Below are 13,494 nucleotides of genomic sequence, written 5' to 3'. Positions count from 1 at the left end.
TCAAGAGTGTCTTGCGGGCGATAGCCGGTGATGTGTGTCATGCGTACACTCGGGGGAAAAAGGCAACCGCACGAAATGAGTTCTGGTGTGGGTGGGGCGTGATGGTAGCGTCAGCTTGTAATGGTTTGAGGAGATAGCCCAAAATGGCAACATATGACATACTTGTCTTTTCATGGACTGATATCTTTGGTGACTTGCCGCAGACAGGGGCCTCTGGAGACTTTATCAATGAGTCATTTACGTTCACTGGCGGCAATGGTGACATCGTCACATATACCGACCGTTACGGCGACCGAGCCGAGCTGGGCGACAACTCCGGGGGGCTGGATGACAGGCTTACCGGCACGATCGACGGTCAGAACGTCGATCAGCCGATCAACCCGGAATATGCCTATTACATCACCGACAGTAACGGTGTTGTCGTCGGGAAGATGTACGCGCTGACCATTGGCACCGACGCCGTCAGTGAAATTGAGGGGTTTGTCTTTGACTTTCAGCCGATCCCCGGCGAAACCTACACACTGACCGGCACGGATGGCTTCCCTCAGGTGCAGTCCACCGATCTCTACATCTGCTTCGTGAACGGCACCCTGATCGACACGGTGGAAGGCCCGGTCCCGGTCGAAGACATCACCGCGGGCATGAAAGTGATCACGCGCGACAATGGCCCGCAGCCGGTTCTGTGGGTTGGCGCCCAGGAGCTCAGCTTTGCAAATATCGCGGCCAATCCCAAATCCGCGCCGGTGCTGATCAATCCCGGCGCATTGGGCGACGGTCTCCCGGAACAGACGCTGATGGTCTCCCCTCAGCATCGGGTTCTTGTGCGGTCGAAAGTGGCACAACGGATGTTCGGCAGTGATGAAGTCATGGTCCCGGCTGTAAAGCTGATCGAGCTTGACGGGGTAGAGCGTGTTTCGCCGCAAGATGGGGTTACATATCACCACATCCTCTGCGCCAATCACGACATGGTCCGCGCGGACGGTCACTGGTCCGAGACGCTTTATTTTGGCGGCCAGACCGAAATCGCAATCGGTGCGGATAAGACGCAAGAGATTCTGGCCGGATTTCCTGGCGTTGCCGACATGCCGATGCATCCCCTTGCCCAATTGGGAGAAGAGAACAGGGGTCGTCTGGAGAATTTTGCCAGCCGCGTGAATGGACGAGGATCGTGCACCACGCGTCAATTCACGGCCGGTTAACCCGGCCACGCTAAGATCGGGCCGTTTTCTGGCAGAATGGCCCGTAACGGAGCAGCGGCTTCAGGTGCCCATCCGGCAATGACGCCTACGAGAAGATACCTACTGGGACCAGAGCGGCTCGATAATTCGGCTCTCTGGCTAGCATAAGGAGTTGATCTATGGCTACCATTCGCCCAACCGGCAACCACACCAACGAATTCATCGTCACGACCGACAGTGGTCGGACCTTCATCGCCGATCGCACCGACCTTTGGGGCATGGACCTGACGGACGGCAGCAACGACGGCAACTTCGACGTCAATTCGCTGGATAACATTTCCACCTCCAACGGGGATTTTGTCGAGTTCTACACCGGCTCGGGGCAGAGTTTCACCATCACGCCCACCGGCAACAGTGGTCTTGAATACATCATCACCCTTGAAGACGGCACCACCGCGATCATCGACAGGACCGATGCGCCGGGCGACAGCGTGGCGGGCTTTGATTACGCCGATGGCTTGAATGACGGCAAGATCGACCTTGAGGTCCTGCTGGGCGACAGCATTTCCACCGATGGCGATGTGATTCTGACCACCGGCTCGGGCCAAGGCTTTACCATCACGCCATCGGGCAACGACGAGCTGGAATACATCATCACGCTGGACGATGGCACCACTGCCATCGTCGCCAAGGACACGCTGCGCGGCTGGGATATCTCCGACGGCACCGAAGACGGGGTCGTCGACCTTGAGGCGCTGATCAACGACAGCATCTCCACCGACGAAGATGTGGTGCTTTATACCGGCTCGGGCCAGGGCTACACCGTCACGCCGTCGGGCAACAATGCGCTGGAATATATCATCACCTTCGACGACGGCACCACCGCCATCGTCGCCAAGGACACGCTGCGCGGCTGGGATATCGGCGATGGCACCGAGGACGGGCGCGTCGACCTTGAGGCGCTGGTTAACGATACCGGATCCACCGACGATGATGTGGTGCTCTATACCGGGTCGGGCCAGGGCTTTACCCTGACGCCTTCCGGCAACAATGCGCTGGAATATATCGTCACCTTCGACGACGGCACCACCGCCATCGTCGCCCGTGACAGCTTGCGCGGCTGGGATATCGGCGATGGCACCGAGGACGGGCGCGTCGACCTTGAGGCGCTGGTCAACGATACCGGATCCACCGACGACGATCTGGTGCTTTATACCGGGTCGGGCCAGGGCTTTACCCTGACGCCTTCCGGCAACAATGCGCTGGAATATATCGTCACCTTCGACGACGGCACCACCGCCATCCTCGCCCGTGACAGCTTGCGCGGCTGGGATATCGGCGATGGCACCGAGGACGGGCGCGTCGACCTTGAGGCGCTGGTCAACGATACCGGATCCACCGACGACGATCTGGTGCTTTATACCGGGTCCGGCCAGGGCTTTACTGTCACACCTTCGGGCAGTAATGCGCTGGAATACATATTCACGCTGGATGATGGCCGTACGATCATCACCGACAAGGACAGTATCCGGGCCCTCGATCTGGCTGACGGGGTCGAGGATGGCAGGCTCGACATCGAGGCGATGATCGACACCAACGGTCAGGACGACGAAATTACCACAAATGCGAGAGTGGTATGCTTCGTGAACGGCACCCTGATCGACACGGTGGAAGGCCCGGTCCCGGTCGAAGACATCACCGCGGGCATGAAAGTGATCACGCGCGACAATGGCCCGCAGCCGGTTCTGTGGGTTGGCGCCCAGGAGCTCAGCTTTGCAAATATCGCGGCCAATCCCAAATCCGCGCCGGTGCTGATCAATCCCGGCGCATTGGGCGACGGTCTCCCGGAACAGACGCTGATGGTCTCCCCTCAGCATCGGGTTCTTGTGCGGTCGAAAGTGGCACAACGGATGTTCGGCAGTGATGAAGTCATGGTCCCGGCTGTAAAGCTGATCGAGCTTGACGGGGTAGAGCGTGTTTCGCCGGAAAATGGGGTTACATATCACCACATCCTTTGCGCCAATCACGACATGGTCCGCGCGGACGGTCACTGGTCCGAGACGCTTTATTTTGGCGGCCAGACCGAAATCGCAATCGGTGCGGATAAGACGCAAGAGATTCTGGCCGGACATCCTGAGGTCGCGGATATGCCGATGCATCCCCTCGCGCGACTTGGCGAAGATAATCGCGCACGGCTGCGCCGGTTTGCCGCCCGTGACAATGCGCGAAGGCTGCGCCATCAGGAGGTACGTCTGGCCTAAAGTGTTTCGCCTTATTATTGAGACACAATAATGAGGCGAAACGCTTTAACATACAATGCGGGGGCATGGGATGAGCGGCGGGGGCAACTGCTATGGTAACGCCGCTGTTGAGATATTCTTCAAGACCATCAAGGCTGAGCTGATATGACGAAGGCCGTGGCCGACACGCAGAGAAGCAGGGCTGGCCATCTTCCAGTACATCAACGGCTTCTATAATCCGCGGCCAAGGCCCTCAGCATTGGGGTGGAAAAGCCCGTTGATTCCTTTGTTTGTAAATGCCCCGATTGGGTATCAGTGATTTCGAAATTCCTTCCGGTTGACTGTAATTAATTGATATTAAATCAGTTTTGGTGAGTTCGGGCCAAAGGGGGTTTTGACAAGCTACAGTACCTTGGGGTGTGAGCGCAAAGGCGGCATAAGCAACTTGCCGGAATATATAATGTATGATATATTATAATTACAAAAAAGGGGGGTAATTATGAAATCACTGTTGCTTACGTCGGCTTGCGCTGTGATCGCGGCCACCTGCGCCAATGCCCAAGACCTGACGGTCACTGGCTTTGGTGGATCTCTTCAGGACGCACAGCGTGCTGCTTACTTCACGCCTTTTGAACAGGCGACCGGAGCCAAGGTGAATGAAGACACCTATGGAGGCGGCATTTCAAAGATCAAGGTCATGGTCGAGATGGATAGCGTCGTCTGGGATGTGATGCAGATGGATGAGAACGAGATGGTTCTTGCCTGCGCCGAAGGGCTGTTGGAATCCATTTTGGCTGCCGATCTGGGATTGGACGGGGTGCTCTTGGATCAGGCCAAATCCTCGGATTGCGGTGTTGGCTTTTTCGTCGGGACAATGGTTCTGGGGTCTGATGGGGCGCGTCAGGAAAAGGCACCCACAAGCTGGTCCGACATGTGGGATCTGGAAACCCGGCCCGGTGGGCGCGGGCTGCGCAAACAGGCGCGTATGACGCGGGGAATCGCTTTGCTTGCGGGCGGCGTGGCGCTGATGGCGGCCTATAATGGACGGATCGCCAATGCCAACAAGGAGGGCCGTGAGTTTGGCATTGCCTGGTCCAACCAGCTTTACGCCATGGATTTCTGGACCGTGGTCAAGGGCGGCAACCTGGATGCCGCCAAGAAGTTCATAACCTTCGCAGTGGACGCGCCCAACCAGAAGGCATTCACCGATCAGATCCCCTATGGTGTGACCAATACCGAGGCGCACGCTCTGATTGACCCCGAAATCGCGCCGCAACTTTCGACAAGCCCTGCAAACCTGGATGGCCCTGTCGCTGAGCGCCGCGTTCTGGGTTGATCACGAAGAAGATTTGCAGACCCGTTTCACACAGTGGCTCGCCAACTGAACTGAGGCAGGCAAAGCGCGTGGTTGATCATGCGCTTTGCCGCAACCAAGGAACACATGATGACGGTGACAAGCGACCACACGGCCTGGGCCGCAATTCCAACCGCTCAAAAGCAGGAATTCCGGCGTGATGTCTGGCGCAAGCGTCCGATCTCGCATCTTTTGGTTCTGCCGCTTTTGCTGTTTGTCGCGATCCTGTTGATTGGCCCGATATTTGCGATGTTGTCGCGTTCGGTCGAAAATCCTGAGCTACGTGCCGGATTGCCGACATTGGCACAAAGCCTGAACGATTGGTCAGAAGAACAGCTTCCTGAAGCAAAGATATTCTATGCCTTGGCACAGGATCTGAGCAACCCGGATTTGCGCCCGGAACGTGCGGTCGCGCCTGTCACCCCGTATTACCTTCTGGCCGCCCTCGATCTAAGGGTTGATGACAGCGGCAGTGTCGTGCGCGCGGATCCTGAACAGCGGATATTCATCGACATTCTGTTGCACTTGCTTTGGGTCAGCGTGGTGATGATGATAGTTTGCCTTCTGATCGCCTTTCCTGTGGCCAATTTCATGGTCTTGCCGCTGTATTCGGTGATGCAGGGGATCCCCCCCAGTTACATGCGCGCGGCGGCATCGCTGGGTGCGCGTCCCTTGCAGGTGTTCTGGCGGGTCTATCTGCCGATGACCCTGCCGGGGATTGGGGCGGGGTGCCTGCTGACCTTCATTTTGGCGGTTGGATATTACATCCCCCCGGCGCTGGTCGGCGGTGCGCAGGACCAGAAGATCGGCTATTCTATCGCGTTTTTCACCGATACGCGGCTGAACTGGGGTATGGCTTCGGCGCTGAGTTTCATCCTGCTGAGCTGCATTCTGGCGCTTTATGTCGGGCTGGGCCGCTTTGTGGGCATCGGCCAGCTGGTGGGAATTGATAAATGAGGGATGGTCCAATGACACCGATTTTTTCGATGCGGAATGGCCAGCTGTTACTGAGCATCCTGGTGGCGCTGTTCATCGCGGGGCCCGTTCAGAAGACACTGCCGCGACAGATGTTCGACGGCATCCGCGACAATATCGAGCCATCCATCCTGGCGATGTCATCCCTGTTGGTGGTGATTTCGATCCTGATGTTGGCGGCCACCGCCTGGCTGGCGCGCAAAACATCGTGAATTTCAAAGAAGGAGGATCCACGATGCTGGATCAGAAAAAATCGCAGGCAGCGACCCAGCGATTGTCCAAAGTTCTGGCTGGCGGGATCGGCAGCGGTGGCCGGATTGACCATCGCGGGCTGTTTCTGACCGAGGGCACAGGCGCGCGGGTCACGGATGCGGATGGGCGTAGCTATATCGATTACATGATGGGGTTCGGGGCGCTGATCCTGGGTCACCGCCCTGCTCCTGTGGTCGACGCCGTGCAGACAGCTCTGGGGAACCCTATCCGACCAATAACGGCTGCATGGACAGCGGTGCAGACTATCTGCACGCGCTGCGGGGCCTGTGTGACCGGTATGGGATCGTGCTGATTTTTGACGAAGTGGTCAGCGGGTTCCGATTGGGTTTGGCTGGGGCGCAAGGCCATTATGAGGTGACGCCGGATCTGTGCACCTTTGGCAAGGCGATGGCCGGCGGTATGCCCATTGCCGGATTTGCCGGAAAGCAGGATCTGATGGTGCTTCTGGATGGCAATCAGGTCAGCCATCTGGGCACCTATAACTCCAATGCCATTTCGGCGGTGGCGGCGCTTGCCACAATTGATACGCTCGCCGCCGAGGATGGCGCGGGTTTTGGGCGGATCACTGATTATGGCCGCCGTCTGATCGACGGGTTCAACGAGATCTTTCGCCGCCACGACCTGCCGCTTTGTGCTGACGGGCTTGGGCCGGTCCTGTCGATCTTCGCGGCGAGGACGCCGCCGAAACGATACCGTGAGACCCTGACCCATGATGCGGCATTGCTTGCGCGCCTGCATCAAGAACTTCTGGTCGAGGGGATCTGGATCTTTGGGCGCGGCAACCTTATGGCCAGCACAGCACATGGCGCGTTGGAACTGGAAGAAACCTTGGAAAAGATGGAGTTCGTGACCATGAAACTGGCAAAAGAGAGAGGCGCAGCATGAACGATACGTCAACAGTCATTGTTACGGGGGGCACCCATGGCATCGGGCAGTCCTGTGTCGAAATTCTGAAAAAACAGGGGTATCAGGTGCTGTTCACGGGCCGCGACGAAGCCGCAGGGCGGGCACTGGCGAAAAAAAGCGGAGCCATTTTTCAACGGTGTGATGTGGCCGAAGAGGCGCAATGCGCGGCGGCCGTAGATCGCGCCTTGGAGATCGGGCAGGGGCAGATTGCTGGGTTGGTCAACAATGCGGGCATGTCTTTGCGCGCGGCCTTTGAGGATACAAAAACCGAAGATTGGGACCGGGTCATGGCCGTGAACGCTCGCAGCGTCTATCTGATGACACGGCTCGCGCTGCCGGGGCTGCGTACGGCGCAGGGCAGCGTGGTTACCACCTCATCCGTGGCCGGACTTGTCGGTCAGCGTGGCCTTGCGCTTTACACGGCATCGAAGGCGGCCCTGATCGGGCTGACGCAGGCGCTCGCGCTGGAATACGGGTCCGAGGTTCGGTTCAATGCTGTCGCGCCGGGCCAGATCGGCACCCGGATGATGCAGAAGATCATGGATGACCCAGACCGGCTTGCCGCAACCGTGGCCACCATTCCCGCCGCCCGTCTGGCAGACCCGCGCGAGGTGGCAGATGTTGTTGCCTGGCTGATTTCAGACGCATCAAGCTTTGTGAATGGGGCCATTATTCCGGTGGATGGCGGCGAGACTGCTGGAATCTTCGACTAAAGTGTTTCGCCTTATTATTGAGACACGATAATGAGGCGAAACGCTCGAAACCTACTGATGTTGCAGGCGTTTCGAAATCAACTTGTGTCTTAAGTTAATCTCGAAACGCATTAAAGCGTGCCGCGTTCATTTGCATTCACGCGACCCACTCTAACATCTTGATTTTGCATGTCCGAGGAGCGCAAAAACGGCACCCGCTTTTGCGCGACATGCTCTAAGCCACAAGAAAACGGCGCGTGCGTTTGTTGCACGCGCCCTTACGTTATTTGCCGTTGGCCTCTTCAGTCATTTTGGTCTGTCGGGAAATATAGGCCTCCATGCTGGCCCCGCCGCGTCGCAGATCATTTTGCATGGCCTGGGCCGCTTTGGCCCCGTCGCCGGCCCGAATGGCCGCCAGAATGCTTAGATGTTCTTCGGCGCCGATATAGTCTGTCTCCATCTTTTCGTAAAAGACGTTCAGGATCGGCCCCATCATCGCCCAAAGCCGTTCAATAGTTGCCAACAGCAGTGGCATATTCGCGGCGCGATAAATCAGAAAGTGAAACTCACGGTTGTTACGAAGAGTGGACTTGCCATCTTTTCTTGCCTCTGCCGATACAAATGCGTCGTGAAGCCTTTGCAGCCGTTCAATTTCATCTGGCCGCAGGCGCGGAGTGGCTGCTTCGGTCGCGATGCCCTCCAGGGCGATGCGCATGACGCGGATTTCCTGATAGCGGTCCAAAGACAGGGCTGGGATGGCGAAGGCGCGGGGCGAATACATCTCGACCGCATTCTCACTGACCAGTTGGATCAGGGCCTCGCGCACCGGGGTGATCGACGTTCCGGTCTGCTCCATCAGATCCGCCACCCGCAGTTTTTCGCCGGGTTTGAATTCTCCGGCAATCAACAGATCCTGAAACTCTTTATGAATACGGGTCGAAAGCTTGACGGGTTTTGATGGGCTTAGTTTTGCCATGTCTGTCTTGTGCTCGTTCTGGTTCGCGATCCTATAATGTACTATATACTCAAGCATTTGACGTTTGGCGACCATCTCCGCGCCGAAATATTCTGCGCACAGCCGACGATGATGCAGCATGGGTCAGACACGCACGCCCATGCTGCAGCGTTCAGGTTCAATTGTCAGCCAAGCGCGGCAATGGCGCGTTCGGCGATGCCGTCTGCGTCCAGCTTGTAGTGTGCATAAAGATGCGTTGGCGGGGCGATCAGGCTGTATTCATCCTCGATCCCGTGGCGGATCAGGCGGCAACCTGCGCCTTCGTCGGCCAAAACTTCGGCCACGGCGCCGCCAAGCCCGCCCAGAACGTTATGTTCCTCCACGGTCATCAAGGTGCGGCTGGTGCTGGCGGCCTGCAGGATTGCGGCGCGGTCGAGGGGCTTAATCGTGTGCATGTCGATGAAGCCGACGGAATGGCCCTTTGCCCGCAGCGCACGGGTGGCTTCCAGCGCGGGGTGCACCATAGACCCGGTGGCGATGATGGTCAGGTCATCCCCTTCGCCGTGCCAGACGGCTTTGCCAAACTCGAACGGCGCATCTGCCTCATAAACATCCGGGTCGCGCCCGCGACCAATGCGGAAATAGATCGGTTGCGCATGGGTGGCCGAGGCCCGGATGGCGGCGCGCAGCTGCGCGTTGTCTGCGGGAGCGACCACCGTCAGGTCGGCAATAGAGCGCATGATCGCAATATCCTCGGTCGCGTGATGCGACGTGCCGTAAAAGCCAAGCGAGATCCCGGTGTGATGCCCGATCAGGCGCACCGGAAGCGCGGAATAGGCCACATCGGTGCGGATCTGTTCGCAGCACAGCAGCGCCAGGAAGGATGCGAAGGTTGCCACAAATGGCATCGCCCCGACTGCGGCCATGCCCGCCGCTGCCGAAACCATGTTCTGTTCGGAAATGCCGAACTGAACGAAACGATCCGGATGGGCCGCCGCGAATTTGGACAGGCCGTTAGAATATTGAAGATCGGCCGTACAGGCGATGACCGAGTGCCCGGCCTGAACCAGATCGTCCAGACCGTCCGACAGGGTTTGCAGGCCGGGGTTCAGGGCGTTGAGCTGACGATACTGCCAGCTGTCTTTATGCAGAGGGGCGGTCATAGTCTGGCTCCTTGTTTGAGTTCCTCGATGGCGCGGGCTTCGTCTTCGGGGTGCAGGTATCCCAGATGCCAACCGGGCTCGGTCTCCATATAGCTGACGCCCTTGCCCTTGACTGTGTCGGCGATGATACAGCAGGGACGGGTGCGGGCGGTGTCGGCGCGCACCTGTCGCAAGAGCGTGGCAAGGGCCGCCATATCGTGGCCGTCAACGCGGTGGACCTCCCAGCCGAAGGCCTGCCATTTCTGGGTCAGATCCTCGACCCCGATAATGTCATCGATGTCGCCATCAAGTTGAAAGCCGTTGCGATCCACGATCACCGTCAGGTTGGCCGCCTTGTGATGGGCTGCGCTCAGGGCGGCCTCCCAGACCTGACCTTCCTGCATCTCGCCATCGCCCACCAGCGCAAAGGCGTGGAAATCCCGGCCTTGCGCGCGACCGGCCAGCACCATGCCAAGCGCGCCCGAAATGGCGTGGCCGATCGAGCCCGAGCTGAAATCCACACCCGGCACCTTGCGCATGTCGGGATGATCGCCCAACGGGTTGCCCAGTTTGGTATATCCGTCCAGCAGGGCAGGGTCGAAGAATCCAAGGTCCGCCAGGATCGGGTAAAGCCCCACGGCGGCATGCCCCTTGCCCATGGTAAAACGGTCGCGGTCTTCCCAATCCGGCACGCCGGGCTTCAGGCGCATCGTGTCGTAGTACAGCGCGGCAAAGATCTCGGCGCAGGAAAAGACCGATGTATAGTGTCCGACCTTTGCGATCTGGATCAGTCGAACTGTTTCCAGACGGCAAAACAGGGCGCGTTCTTTCAGGTGTCGCAGATGGTCTGGGGATAGCGCGCCGGTCTTTGGCATGCGCGCCGCTGGCTGTGTGGGTGTCATCTTATCCTCCGGGGTTTGGTGTTGACGATTTATAATGTATAATACATTATCCAATCAATCAAAGAATGCGGCAGCGACTAAAAGGACCAGACCTCGTGACCAACTACGCCACTCATCTTAACGCGATCGACGCGCGGTATCATTTGCATTCTCAAACCAATGCTGTTGCCCATCAGTCCCGTGGGGCGCTTATGCTGACAGGGGGCGACGGCGTGTTTGTGTCCGATGTCGAGGGGCGCCGATACCTCGAATCCATGTCGGGGCTTTGGTACGCCAATCTGGGTTTCAGCAATCAGGGGCTGGTCGATGCCGCCCATGCGCAACTGCAAAAGCTGCCTGCCTATCACACGTTCAATCACCGCTCGAACGACGTTTGCGCGCAACTATCCGAGAAACTGGCGCAGATCGTTCCGCTGGAGGATGCCCGGCTGTTCTATGTCAACTCCGGGTCCGAGGCGATCGACAGTATGGTCAAGATGGCCTGGTATTACCATATGGCCGAGGGTAACGGCACACGCCGCAAGATCATCTCGCGCCAGGGGGCGTTCCATGGCTCCTCGATATACGGTGCCGTTGTGGGTGGCCTGCCGCATATGAAAGACGGGTTCAACCTGCCCAAAACGGATGGCGTGGTGCAGGTTTCGTGCCCCAGCTATTACCGCAATGCCGATGCGGGTGAAACCGAAGCGGCCTATTGTGACCGGCTGATTGACGAGGTCGCGGATGTGATCGCCGCACATGGGGCCGATACGATTGCCGCGATGATTGCCGAGCCGATCATCGGCGCCGGTGGGGTCCTGACCCCGCCCAAGGGCTATTTCAGCCGGTTGAGCACCCTTTTGCAGTCGCACGGGATCCTTCTTTTGATGGACGAGGTGATCTGTGGTTTCGGCCGGACCGGCAACTGGTTCGGGGCTCAGACTTATGGCGCCCAGCCCGATATGATTGCCACGGCAAAGGGGTTGACCGCCGGATACATCCCGATGGGGGCCGTTGCCATCTCTGGCCGGGTTTATGAGGCCATTGCTGCGCAAAGCGACCAGTTGGGGGTGTTTGGCCACGGGTTCACCTATTCCGGCCACCCCACCGCCTCGGCCGTCGCATTGGCGGCGCTTGAACAGTACCACAAGATGGACGCCCCCGCGCTGACCGCGCGGCGAGGGCAGGATCTGCGCAGCGCGCTGACTGCGCTGGCGACAGATGACATGATTGGCGACGTCCGCGTCGAAGGGTTTATCGCCGGGATCGAACTGGTTGCCAACAAGGCTGACCGCACTCCCTTTGCGCCCGAACTTTCTGTCGGCAGGCGGTTCGAAAACAATGCGCTGCGCGAAGGGCTGATCGTGCGCAACATGGGTGACACCATCGCCCTCTGTCCGCCCTACATCATGACTGATGATGAATTTTACATTATGATCAATCGCTTGCGCACAGCCCTGCACGCCACGCGGGCCGGTCTTTGTGCCGCCGCATAAGCTGCGTTGCAATCTGTTTACCGATAGGAAACCATGACCACAGATACCGGCGTCTTTGTCGAGTTTCGCAATATCGACAAAACCTATGACGGCGAGCTGTTCGCGGTGCGCGACATGAACCTGTCGATCGAAAAGGGGCGAGTTCATCACGCTGCTCGGCCCCTCGGGGTTCGGCAAGAGCACCACCCTGATGCTGCTGGCCGGGTTCGAACGCCCGACCGCGGGGCAGATCCTGCACGAAGGGCGCGAGCTTGCGTCGACCCCGGCGCATAAGCGCAATTTCGGGATGGTGTCCTATCTCTACAGCCGTGACATGTCGCGCATCTGGCGGGTGTCCGATGCGCTGGAATACGGGATGGTGGGCATCAATACCGGACTGATTTCAACCGAAGTGGCCCCGTTTGGTGGCATCAAACAGTCTGGGCTGGGCCGGGAAGGATCCAAATACGGGATCGAGGATTATCTGGAACTAAAATACCTGTGCATGTTGATGTGACAGGCATCTATGAGGAAGAACATAACCCGAAACATAATATAGCATAGATCAACCGGAGGAGTGCCGTGGCCTTGGCAATCCTCTCACAGCGCAGGTTCGAAGCATCGGTTGGCGCCCTTCGAGCCGCAGTTCTTGCGGCGGCACCGGCCTTGTCCCAAGAAAAAGCACTGAATGTGCTCGGGGCGGGCGGTAGTCTGCAAGTGGCATGAAAATATGCATATTACACGCCTTTTGCGGAAGAGTTTGGGCACGGCAAACGAGGAAAGCTATTCCGGGGCTGTGGCCAAAGTTGAAGCCATGGTTTGGACAAACACTGTTTCCTACGAGGTGATGCAAGTCGAGCAGGATGATGTGGTCACTGGTTGTGATGAAGGGTTGTTTGAACCTCTAGATTGGAGCGAGCTGGGCAATCCAAAGACTTTGTTGAAACAGCGATACAGGCTGACTGCGGGTCTGCGCTTGGCGATCCTGATACGCCCCCGGAAGAGAGTTTTCTGGCTGCTAAAGCGTTTCGGAATAGACATGTGCCTCAAGTTTATCTCGAAACGCTTTAAAGGCTCCGCTGGTGTCTTCCATCCCAAGCACTTTCACGGCGTGTTGTTGTGCGTATCGCAGATCTGCTTGATGTCGCGCTCCGCCATTGACCTGATGTCGTTAGGCTTGGGGGTGGCTCACTTCGTGAGCCTGAAGGGGCTTTGCCCCTCGGTCCCCCTCTTTGAGGGGAACCTCACCCCAGGATATTGGTGACCAGAAAATGGGCGCGCGCGGTGCGCTGCTGTTGGCGCTGCCCTGGGGGCTTGATGTGCGCTAACATCTGGGTTAGGCAGGGTGTCACGCATTGAAGGAGATATGCCGATGAAGCAGTTCAGGACCCTATACCGAGGCTAAACCGCCGGTCCTGCTGTT

At 58.2% G+C, this 13,494-nt stretch carries 13 protein-coding genes and 2 pseudogenes; 12 read left to right on the top strand and 3 right to left on the bottom strand.

Annotated features, from left to right (window positions below):
* The first annotated feature begins 143 nt into the window (after positions 1-143).
* From AKJ29_RS09865 to AKJ29_RS09830, 9 genes and pseudogenes are all read left to right on the top strand, one after another.
* Positions 144-1,199, top strand: coding sequence for a Hint domain-containing protein (locus AKJ29_RS09865; protein WP_055190307.1), 1,056 nt, complete (start codon positions 144-146; stop codon positions 1,197-1,199).
* Between the two features lie 158 nt (positions 1,200-1,357).
* The gene (locus AKJ29_RS09860; RefSeq protein ID WP_055190304.1) at positions 1,358-3,439 is read left to right on the top strand and encodes a Hint domain-containing protein; all 2,082 of its coding nucleotides are present in this window, start codon (positions 1,358-1,360) and stop codon (positions 3,437-3,439) included.
* Between the two features lie 70 nt (positions 3,440-3,509).
* Positions 3,510-3,737: pseudogene (locus AKJ29_RS19895) on the top strand (IS3 family transposase); the annotation flags it as partial.
* A gap of 180 nt (positions 3,738-3,917) precedes the next feature.
* The gene (locus AKJ29_RS09855) at positions 3,918-4,754 is read left to right on the top strand and encodes an extracellular solute-binding protein (RefSeq protein WP_139231413.1); all 837 of its coding nucleotides are present in this window, start codon (positions 3,918-3,920) and stop codon (positions 4,752-4,754) included.
* 108 nt (positions 4,755-4,862) lie between these two features.
* Positions 4,863-5,729, top strand: coding sequence for an ABC transporter permease (locus AKJ29_RS09850; protein ID WP_235477388.1), 867 nt, complete (start codon positions 4,863-4,865; stop codon positions 5,727-5,729).
* A gap of 11 nt (positions 5,730-5,740) precedes the next feature.
* On the top strand, positions 5,741-5,959 hold the full coding sequence (locus tag AKJ29_RS09845; protein WP_055190300.1) for an ABC transporter permease subunit: 219 nt from the start codon (positions 5,741-5,743) through the stop codon (positions 5,957-5,959).
* A 23-nt stretch (positions 5,960-5,982) separates the two neighbouring features.
* Positions 5,983-6,312 carry an aminotransferase class III-fold pyridoxal phosphate-dependent enzyme gene (locus AKJ29_RS09840; protein WP_139231412.1) on the top strand — a complete coding sequence of 110 codons (330 nt, stop codon included), beginning with the start codon at positions 5,983-5,985 and terminating at the stop codon, positions 6,310-6,312.
* Complete coding sequence (locus AKJ29_RS09835; protein ID WP_074963734.1) at positions 6,246-6,905, top strand: aminotransferase class III-fold pyridoxal phosphate-dependent enzyme; 660 nt, start codon at positions 6,246-6,248, stop codon at positions 6,903-6,905. The genes AKJ29_RS09840 and AKJ29_RS09835 overlap by 67 nt, the downstream gene beginning before the upstream one ends.
* On the top strand, positions 6,902-7,639 hold the full coding sequence (locus AKJ29_RS09830) for an SDR family NAD(P)-dependent oxidoreductase (protein WP_055190294.1): 738 nt from the start codon (positions 6,902-6,904) through the stop codon (positions 7,637-7,639). Before AKJ29_RS09835 ends, AKJ29_RS09830 begins: the two co-directional genes overlap by 4 nt.
* A 262-nt stretch (positions 7,640-7,901) precedes the next feature.
* Here AKJ29_RS09830 and AKJ29_RS09825 read toward each other — a convergent pair whose 3' ends face one another.
* The 3 genes from AKJ29_RS09825 to AKJ29_RS09815 all read right to left on the bottom strand — a co-directional run bounded on the left by AKJ29_RS09825 (position 7,902) and on the right by AKJ29_RS09815 (position 10,617).
* Positions 7,902-8,594, bottom strand: a complete 693-nt coding sequence (locus AKJ29_RS09825; RefSeq protein WP_074963736.1) for a GntR family transcriptional regulator — start codon at positions 8,592-8,594, stop codon at positions 7,902-7,904.
* Positions 8,595-8,758: 164 nt separating this feature from the next.
* Entirely contained in the window at positions 8,759-9,736 is a 978-nt protein-coding gene (locus tag AKJ29_RS09820) for a transketolase family protein (protein WP_055190290.1), read from the bottom strand.
* Positions 9,733-10,617 carry a transketolase gene (locus tag AKJ29_RS09815; RefSeq protein ID WP_175502286.1) on the bottom strand — a complete coding sequence of 295 codons (885 nt, stop codon included), beginning with the start codon at positions 10,615-10,617 and terminating at the stop codon, positions 9,733-9,735. Before AKJ29_RS09815 ends, AKJ29_RS09820 begins: the two co-directional genes overlap by 4 nt.
* A gap of 95 nt (positions 10,618-10,712) precedes the next feature.
* Between AKJ29_RS09815 and AKJ29_RS09810 the strand changes: the two genes are divergently transcribed.
* The 3 genes and pseudogenes from AKJ29_RS09810 to AKJ29_RS09800 all read left to right on the top strand — a co-directional run bounded on the left by AKJ29_RS09810 (position 10,713) and on the right by AKJ29_RS09800 (position 13,335).
* On the top strand, positions 10,713-12,092 hold the full coding sequence (locus AKJ29_RS09810; protein WP_235477387.1) for an aminotransferase: 1,380 nt from the start codon (positions 10,713-10,715) through the stop codon (positions 12,090-12,092).
* A gap of 142 nt (positions 12,093-12,234) precedes the next feature.
* Positions 12,235-12,588, top strand: a pseudogene (locus AKJ29_RS20315) (aldehyde dehydrogenase family protein); the annotation flags it as partial.
* A 279-nt stretch (positions 12,589-12,867) separates the two neighbouring features.
* Positions 12,868-13,335: a hypothetical protein gene (locus AKJ29_RS09800; RefSeq protein ID WP_152972440.1), complete on the top strand. Its 468-nt coding sequence runs from the start codon at positions 12,868-12,870 to the stop codon at positions 13,333-13,335.
* The last annotated feature ends 159 nt before the right edge of the window (positions 13,336-13,494 follow it).

This window comes from Aliiroseovarius crassostreae (assembly GCF_001307765.1).
GTDB classification, from domain to species: domain Bacteria; phylum Pseudomonadota; class Alphaproteobacteria; order Rhodobacterales; family Rhodobacteraceae; genus Aliiroseovarius; species Aliiroseovarius crassostreae.
The sequence above is the reverse complement of the archived record's forward strand: the minus strand, read 5'-3'. Positions and strand labels throughout refer to the sequence as shown.